Origin of the sequence: Candidatus Villigracilis proximus, assembly GCF_016717045.1 — a bacterium.
Taxonomy (GTDB): Bacteria; Chloroflexota; Anaerolineae; order Anaerolineales; family Villigracilaceae; genus Villigracilis; species Villigracilis proximus.
Genome location: NZ_JADJUO010000022.1, coordinates 84,234 through 91,278 on the forward strand (window position 1 = coordinate 84,234; position 7,045 = coordinate 91,278).

At 50.0% G+C, this 7,045-nt stretch carries 9 protein-coding genes and 4 pseudogenes; 2 read left to right on the forward strand and 11 right to left on the reverse strand.

The window, feature by feature from the left end:
* Position 1: 1 nt before the first annotated feature.
* The 3 genes from IPL71_RS20750 to IPL71_RS20760 form a co-directional block, all read right to left on the reverse strand.
* Positions 2 to 403 carry a Zn-ribbon domain-containing OB-fold protein gene (locus IPL71_RS20750; protein WP_345324928.1) on the reverse strand — a complete coding sequence of 134 codons (402 nt, stop codon included), beginning with the start codon at positions 401 to 403 and terminating at the stop codon, positions 2 to 4.
* A gap of 78 nt (positions 404 to 481) precedes the next feature.
* Positions 482 to 817 carry a DUF6249 domain-containing protein gene (locus IPL71_RS20755; RefSeq protein ID WP_345324930.1) on the reverse strand — a complete coding sequence of 112 codons (336 nt, stop codon included), beginning with the start codon at positions 815 to 817 and terminating at the stop codon, positions 482 to 484.
* A gap of 54 nt (positions 818 to 871) precedes the next feature.
* Entirely contained in the window at positions 872 to 2,173 is a 1,302-nt protein-coding gene (locus tag IPL71_RS20760) for a DUF4097 family beta strand repeat-containing protein (protein WP_345324932.1), read from the reverse strand.
* Between the two features lie 196 nt (positions 2,174 to 2,369).
* Here IPL71_RS20760 and IPL71_RS20765 point away from each other — a divergent pair, with 196 nt between their 5' ends.
* Positions 2,370 to 2,942, forward strand: a complete 573-nt coding sequence (locus IPL71_RS20765; RefSeq protein WP_345324934.1) for a sigma-70 family RNA polymerase sigma factor — start codon at positions 2,370 to 2,372, stop codon at positions 2,940 to 2,942.
* A 57-nt stretch (positions 2,943 to 2,999) separates the two neighbouring features.
* Positions 3,000 to 3,362: a hypothetical protein gene (locus IPL71_RS20770; protein ID WP_345324936.1), complete on the forward strand. Its 363-nt coding sequence runs from the start codon at positions 3,000 to 3,002 to the stop codon at positions 3,360 to 3,362.
* Here the strand turns inward: IPL71_RS20770 and IPL71_RS26185 are convergent.
* From IPL71_RS26185 to IPL71_RS20800, 8 genes and pseudogenes are all read right to left on the reverse strand, one after another.
* Positions 3,246 to 3,578 carry a thiolase C-terminal domain-containing protein gene (locus tag IPL71_RS26185; RefSeq protein ID WP_514130831.1) on the reverse strand — a complete coding sequence of 111 codons (333 nt, stop codon included), beginning with the start codon at positions 3,576 to 3,578 and terminating at the stop codon, positions 3,246 to 3,248. The genes IPL71_RS20770 and IPL71_RS26185 overlap by 117 nt on opposite strands.
* A gap of 71 nt (positions 3,579 to 3,649) precedes the next feature.
* A complete protein-coding gene (locus IPL71_RS20775; protein ID WP_345324938.1) occupies positions 3,650 to 4,435 on the reverse strand; it encodes a thiolase family protein in 786 nt (261 codons plus the stop codon).
* A 138-nt stretch (positions 4,436 to 4,573) separates the two neighbouring features.
* Positions 4,574 to 4,914, reverse strand: a pseudogene (locus tag IPL71_RS26190) (acetylxylan esterase).
* Positions 4,856 to 5,335, reverse strand: a complete 480-nt coding sequence (locus tag IPL71_RS26195) for an acetylxylan esterase (protein WP_514130832.1) — start codon at positions 5,333 to 5,335, stop codon at positions 4,856 to 4,858. The pseudogene IPL71_RS26190 and the gene IPL71_RS26195 overlap by 59 nt, the downstream one beginning before the upstream one ends.
* A pseudogene (locus IPL71_RS26200) lies at positions 5,259 to 5,441 on the reverse strand (hypothetical protein); the annotation flags it as partial. The pseudogene IPL71_RS26200 and the gene IPL71_RS26195, both read right to left, overlap by 77 nt.
* Before the next feature lie 4 nt (positions 5,442 to 5,445).
* Positions 5,446 to 5,550: pseudogene (locus IPL71_RS26205) on the reverse strand (hypothetical protein); the annotation flags it as partial.
* A gap of 84 nt (positions 5,551 to 5,634) precedes the next feature.
* Positions 5,635 to 6,673 (reverse strand): annotated as a pseudogene (locus tag IPL71_RS26210) (hydroxymethylglutaryl-CoA synthase).
* A 59-nt stretch (positions 6,674 to 6,732) separates the two neighbouring features.
* The gene (locus IPL71_RS20800) at positions 6,733 to 6,942 is read right to left on the reverse strand and encodes a hypothetical protein (protein ID WP_345324945.1); all 210 of its coding nucleotides are present in this window, start codon (positions 6,940 to 6,942) and stop codon (positions 6,733 to 6,735) included.
* Positions 6,943 to 7,045 lie beyond the last annotated feature (103 nt).

Below are 7,045 nucleotides of genomic sequence, written 5' to 3' on the forward strand. Positions count from 1 at the left end.
GTTATGCAATTACAGCAGGCCTGAATTTATACCCGTACACGATCAATCCGCGTTCGTCGCCGTCGTTGCGCATTTTGCGGGTGACCATTTCCACGGGCATGCCGATCTCGATCGGTTGTTCGCCGAGGTCGGTCAACTGTGCGGTGAGCATGGGACCTTCTTCGAGCTTTACGATTGCCACAGTGTAAGGCGCATTTGCGTCAAAGCCGGCGGGGGCTTCGTAAACTGTTGTGAATGAATAAACTTCGCCTTTGCCGCTGAATGCAAACTGTTCTTTTGCTTCGTCTCCGCAATTGGGGCATACATCGCGGGGTGGGAATATTTTGTATTCGCAGTGCGGGCAGACTTCGCCGACCAGTCCGTATCGTTGTTTTTTGAGTCGCCAGTGTCGTGGGATTTCCATTTTTTAGTATTCCTTTCTATGAGGTTAATTCTATCCCGTGCGACTCTCAAACACTATCAGGATTAAATATTGTCGATATTACTCCTTTTCGGTCAGGTAATGGAGCAGGATCAGGCCGAGGCCAAGAAAAAGCGGAACGAAGCCGCCCAGCATCCACGGTCCGAGGTGAAGCGGATAGTTGTTGCCAGAGTCAAATCCGATCGGGTAGAGTCCGATTGAAAGGGCGAATCCAATCGAGGCGATGACAATTCCCCAGCGCAGCAGGCCTTTCCCTGATCTAGCTTCGGGGCGCGCCAGTCCTTTTTCTGCGAGGGCGATAGCTTCCTTGTAATTCATGTAGCGCAGGAAGGCCAGGAAACCGAAGATGATCGTGAGAACGCCGACAACGCCAAGACAGGGAATGATATCGTTCATAAAAGGTCCTTTTGAAAAATTCAGGGCTTGGAGGAACCTCCAAGCCCTGTTATTTTACTTGATGGCCGTGATCTTGATGTTACCGCTGTTGGTGGCTGCTGTCAGTGTGCCGCCGCCGCCATTGATACTGCCTGCGATTTGATCTTTATCTGAATTGGAACTTTCTGTTAAAGGTGACTGTGATCGGAGGTCTGAGCTGATCTTTCCAAAATCTGTTTTGAGATCTACATTCAGTTTTGAGTCTGCGGGCAGGGCAAAGCTGATTTCGCCGAAATCCGAGTTGACCAGGTGCGGACCTTCGCCCAGTGAGCCGCTAAATTCAATTGTGCCGCTATTGGTCTTAAGGTCGAGCGTGACCGATTCCGCGTTCTTGATCGTGATGTTTCCAAAATCAGTATAGGCTTTGATCTCATTCTTTGCGCCGTCTACTGTGATGCCGCCGCTGTTGGTGTGTAGATCATATGAACCAGCGCTGGCTTGTTCCAATTCGATTTCGCCGAAATCGTCATCGACTTTTAATTCCTTGCTGATCTTCAATTTGACGAGGGATACTTTGCCGTTATTGGATTCGATATTAAGCGAGTTGGCAGAGCCATTCTCAAACTTCGTATCTCCGAAGTCGGTCTTTGTGACCAATTCACCCGTAGCGCGGACATCGTTCATTTCAATGGCTCCGCTATTGGAGTTGATCGTAATGTTTGCACCGCTGGCTTTTTCAAGTGTGATCCCGCCGAAACTGGATTGTAGGTTGATATCTGCCTTGTCGGCCTTGATGGCTATGGCGGTAACTTCGCCGCTGTTCGTTTTGACGGACAACGCGCCTTCAATGTTTTCAATGGTCACATCGCCGAAATCATTGACAATATCGACGGTCCCTTTTGTGTTGGAAACATTCACTTCTCCAAAATTAGCTTCAATGTTTGTGCTTGTTTGATTGGGCACAGTGATGAAAAAATCCACTGTATTGTATTCGCTAAAATCATTTAGATTAGGCACTTCATATTTTATAACGATAGTATTGTCATTTTGCTCAATGCTGTATTTGATAGCTTTTACTTCTTGATCAGCTTTCTCCTGAGTGGAGTCATAGGCTGTCTTTGTCACATCAATTTGTACAGTAGCTACATCGGCTCCGACAATGGTGATCTTGCCTAAATCATCTGTTACATTCAAAATGACAGGGCTTTCAGTATCTACTTTGAGGGTTTTACTTTCCTCCACTACAGAGGAGATATTTCGCCCATCGAACGGGTTGTTGGTTTGGAAGCCAGTGGCGAAGTAGATGACTGAACGGATCCCAACACAAACCAGTACGAGTGCTACAACTAACAGGGTAATTACAACAGGTCTTTTCATTTTGTTTTCCTTGTTTACAAATTTCCGCATGTTACGGTAGGATGTTCTCACTACGTTTGACAGCCGAGTCTCGAAAAAGTTTCAAATTGGACCACGGACAATGGACAGTAGACCATGGAAGATAGTCCATTGTCCGTGGTCTACTGTCCATTTGAAACTTTTTCCCGCTTTCCCTGTCTAATCTTCTAGAGATCCCATGGCAGAGACAGAGCAGATCCTCATCCAGCGTGCGCAGAAAGGCGATCATGATTCTTTTGCCGCGCTTGTAGAGGAACACCAACGCTATGTTTACAACCTTGCCTTGCGTGTCGTTAAAGATGAGAACGAGGCGCTTGATCTGGCACAGGAAACCTTTGTCCGTGCCTGGACGGCGTTGCCTAATTTCAAAGGTCAATCCCAATTCCGCACGTGGTTGTATCGCATCGTCACCAATCTGTGCTACAACCGCCTGCCTAATTTGCGCCGTTCATTAAATGATCTGGGCGATGATGTGATGGAAAATATCGCCGAAACCGACTCGAATTTTGATAACCCCGCCCGCGAATTTGAATCCAATGAAACCAGAAACAACCTGCATCAAGCCATTGATAGTTTGGATGAGAACTACCGTCTGCTGATCACCCTGCGCTACCAAAACGAACTCTCCTACGAAGAGATCGCATCGACTCTTAACCTGCCGCTGGGTACTGTGAAGACCGGCATTTTCCGCGCGAAAGCACAACTGCGAACCACGCTCGCAAATTTGGAGGACTCATGGATCACCGCCTAACCCCGAAGAAAAAGACATACTGATTGAAGATGCGCTGAAACCATTCCGCTCGCGCCCATGCCGCGCAGTATCACGGTCAATGTCATGGCACGTATTCAAAAAGATATTCGTCCCAAACTGATTACGTGGGATGATTTTGCGCTAAGCCTGGTCATTGCCTTATGCATCGGCGCTTTATTTGTTACCGCACAAAGCCTGCCCCCGATTCTGGTGGCGAAGATTCGCGTTCAAGGCATTCTTTTGTATCAGGATATTCTGGTTAATATTCGCTGGCTTGTCCCCGCCATGTTCTTCGGATTCGCATCATTTGCTTGCCGGCCTTACCATTTCCACCTTAATCAAAATGACCGTGGGCCGCAGACGATGATCGTCCCTGTCCACGGTCTGTCGTCTAATCCAATCTTTGCGGGATATGACTGACCGCTGTGGATGCCAGCCCGCCCAGTGGCTGGATCGGCGCGCTGTCTTCGCGCCCGCGATCTGGTTCGCTTCAGCCTGACCTCGAAGTTGGGTGACTGCTTCGACAGCTTGATACGCCTGAGCGCCGCCTGCAAATCCACGGGCTTTCATGCCGCCCATGGTGGCAGATGGGATTTGCCTTTCAGTCCGATCGTGCCATCTTCTGCAAGTTTCCAGCCTTTGCCTTTAATCGCAAGCCCAACGGCTTCAAAGATAACGCGGCGTAGATACTAAACGCGTCGTGATATTCAAAAGTCAATTTGATTCAACACAACACCAGCCTGCTTCATGGCCTTGCCAGCAGAAATTTGTGCGGTGTCAAAATACAGCATATCTTTGCGGTCGTGTAATGCCAAGGTGTCAGTGGATGATGCCGAGCCGGCAATCTTGACGAGTGGCTGCTGAAAATCGGACGGGAGCAGGCTGCGGCGAGTCAGAACAGGCGCGGCAGCGCATCCGTATTGGGCCACGTCAAACATATTGAGCGGATCGCTGACCATATCCGCTTTTGAATGAGTTTTCGGGTTTAATGGCTTTTCTGAACATGGCGTTTTTATTGGCAACACCAGTTTGCGTGAGCAGTAGAGCGCGAAACCAGCCAGCCCATGCCCAGGGACATTGTTTTCGTGCATGTAACGCTTCATTAAAGCGCGGCTTGCGCGGTAGTAGTCCATACACCTTGCGGCTTCAAAATCAGGATCGGTGATGGTGGAAATCGCCTCTTCCACTTCCGAGCCGATCTTGTCTGTAAATTTTTCCACGCCGACCACGAGGTGCCACATCGACCATGCCGCTGGCAATCGCAAGATACGCCTGACGCAGCGCCGCTCCACCTGATGCGCCTGCTGGCTTCCAACAGTCACAGCTTCGATGCCGGTTGTCCGGCATAGTCTGCAATCAGTGCGCCAAGATGCGCCTGATTGGAAAGATTGGGCGCGAGCATATTCCCAACGAACAAAGCCTGCGGCTGGTCCGCCAGGATCTTCCAGCGCGCTGTAGGCGCCTATAAGCGGTCGCGCAGACTGATCTCCCAATGCTCGCCAACTTCTGTTTGTCCGATACCTGCGATTACTACATCTGTCATGGATGATTTCCTGGTTGTGTTGAATTATAAGTACGATATTCGATACTGGAGAATTCCGGGATTCCTAAATATCGATTCCGTTTCATCTTTACCCAAATACCTTCTTCAAAAACTTAACCTTCTCCAGCGTCTGATAACTTCCGCCGCCTTCGTGGCCGTTGTATGGATAGACCTTGATATCTTTTTCACCAGCCCAATGATTGTATGCCGCGTAGACTGTTGAAGGCGGGCAGACTTGATCCATTAATCCGGTTGAGAATAATGTTTTCGCTTTCGTTCTTGCCGAAAATTTATTCCATCGAAATAAGAAAGCGTGTTGAAAACGCTATCCACCTTGTCACGATGGACATGACAATATTCGGCGATCTCTTTATATGGATGGAATCCACGAGCTCGGTTGCGCGGCGATAGTGACAAAAAAAGGCACATCGGGCATGGCTGCCACAATATCAGGGACGAGAGCCGCCGCGGCGATGGTGATTCCTCCGCCTTGTGAGCCGCCCGTCACGGCGATCTGCGCTTCATCCACTTCGGGGCGGCTGCGTGCTGCTTCGATGGCACGGACTGCATCTGTGAATACGCGCCGATAATAGTAATGCTTCGGGTCAAGGATTCCCTTCGTCATGCTGCCGGGGAAGTGCGCATTGCCGCCATCAGCATACAGATCAGGCGTATCGCCCGTAGACCAGGTGCTGCCTTGTCCACGGGTATCCATGATGATGAGCATAACCGGCCCTTGACCAGAGCAGCCAATCAAACGCGAAACTTCGTCCACCGCCGTAGCCGATGTATTCAACCACGCAGGGTAATTTCCCTGTACGTTGACTGGGCAAGATCGGCAGCCTTTGATGGGCTGTCCGCCAAAGCCGTTGAAGGTGACGTCGTAGGTTCCTGCGCCACGAGTCCATAATCCACGCGCTCAAATTTTGCATCGAGCGGATGTGCCCGTGCTTCATCTAAAGTGGATTTCCAGAACAGGTCAAAGTCCGCGGGTTCTTCACGCGTGGGGCGAGTAGGTCTTGAGTTCGGGAGAGAGAGATCGAAGAAAGGCCATTGGGTTTCCAGCGTTGTTGATTTATGGGTTTGACGATATTAGATAATTCGATGTTCGAATGCCAGATTATCTAATATCGTTTCCAGATATCGCTTTTACTTCATCGCCAACTTACGCGATAGCGAACTTGCCTGCGTGGCGTAGTCTATTCTGTGCGGCGGGCGATGTACTCTTGTGTTTTCATGGCGCGGCCCTGGCGCTCCGGTGACTTTGTCAGTGACGAGCAATGTCGAAGGCGTCTGATCCGGCTCAGATCCGAATGAGACGCAGAGGATTCTGTCACCGGGTTGAGCGATGTCGAGGGTCGCAGTTAATCCGATCCGCATGGCGGCGCCGGCATCTGTATTTCCGATCGTGTGGACTAATAATCAGGTGCGATGTTCGGCAGAAAACCCCAGTTGACCCGCGACCTTTTGCGGAAATTTTGTATTCGGCTTGATGGAAGACTGCCCATTGTAATCTTTAGCGGTGGTGCCGCTGGCTTCCATCAAATGTGTCGCGGCTTCGGTGATGTGCTTGAAGTAAGCGGGCTCGCCCGTGAAGCGCATGCCGTGTTCGGGATATTTTTGATATTCACGCCGCCAGAAATCGGGTGTGTCGGTGACGTAGGAATACGAGGCGTTGATAAGCGCCGGTGACTCGTCGGCGGGGCCGATGGTGTACGCGCCGCCGCCCGCGCCTGCTGTGTATTCAAGCGCGTCGCCGGGTTTTGCCTTGCGCGGTGCCATGCCGATCGCCAGGCGTAATGTCCCATGCCTGAGCCGACAATTCCCATCGCGGCGACCATGAAGCCTTCCGGTGCCGGCTTTGCATCTGCGAATTCAAAGTCTGCGCCTTGCGTGTTGGAACTGCGCCGATTGCTTCGGCAACTACGGTGAAGTTGACTGACCGCATAAGGGTGCGACTCTGAGCCTACCCCGACCGCCCGCAATTCTGTCGGGTCAATTTGCGCGCGCAACGTGGCATTCCGTGCCGCTTCGATGGACATGGTGATCGCGTCTTCATCGAGACCGGGCGGCTTTTTCTCTTTGATGGGAAGACCAGTGCTTTTGCCTGTCCAGACGCGCGCAACTTCTTTGCAGGAGGCGGTATCTTGGCACATAGGCGCCATAGCCACAATGCCACTGGCTTGATGGGTTTAAAGGGTGTGGAGTGTGTTTTGTGGAGTTGTCATTTAGGTTTCCTTCTTTGAATTATTCATTAGAAAAAGTATCTCTAGCTTTAATAATGTAAGACATTTCTCTACCGGGGGCATTTAATTCAGCTTCCATCAAGTTTATTTGCCTTTTCTTTAGAGCAAATAGAGGCTCAGGTATTTTTGAGAAGTTCAATTTTAGTAAATTCTCAATTGTTTCAAATGGTGTTTTTACCATCACCTCTAATATTTCTGTATTTGCTTTCATCTTATGGAGTTTCATGTGGCTTTGAAATTCATTACATTCATTTCAATTTCTTCCTCTACTTCTGCTGATGATGTTTCTTCGGTTGAAATTTTTCTAATCCATC

Excerpts from the sequence above, each read along its gene's own strand:
- IPL71_RS20750 (WP_345324928.1), bottom strand. The coding sequence starts at position 403 with ATGGAAATCCCACGACACTGGCGACTCAAAAAACAACGATACGGACTG.
- IPL71_RS20755 (WP_345324930.1), bottom strand. The coding sequence starts at position 817 with ATGAACGATATCATTCCCTGTCTTGGCGTTGTCGGCGTTCTCACGATC.
- IPL71_RS20760 (WP_345324932.1), bottom strand. The coding sequence starts at position 2,173 with ATGAAAAGACCTGTTGTAATTACCCTGTTAGTTGTAGCACTCGTACTG.
- IPL71_RS20765 (WP_345324934.1), top strand. The coding sequence starts at position 2,370 with ATGGCAGAGACAGAGCAGATCCTCATCCAGCGTGCGCAGAAAGGCGAT.
- IPL71_RS20770 (WP_345324936.1), top strand. The coding sequence starts at position 3,000 with ATGCCGCGCAGTATCACGGTCAATGTCATGGCACGTATTCAAAAAGAT.
- IPL71_RS20800 (WP_345324945.1), bottom strand. The coding sequence starts at position 6,942 with ATGAAAGCAAATACAGAAATATTAGAGGTGATGGTAAAAACACCATTT.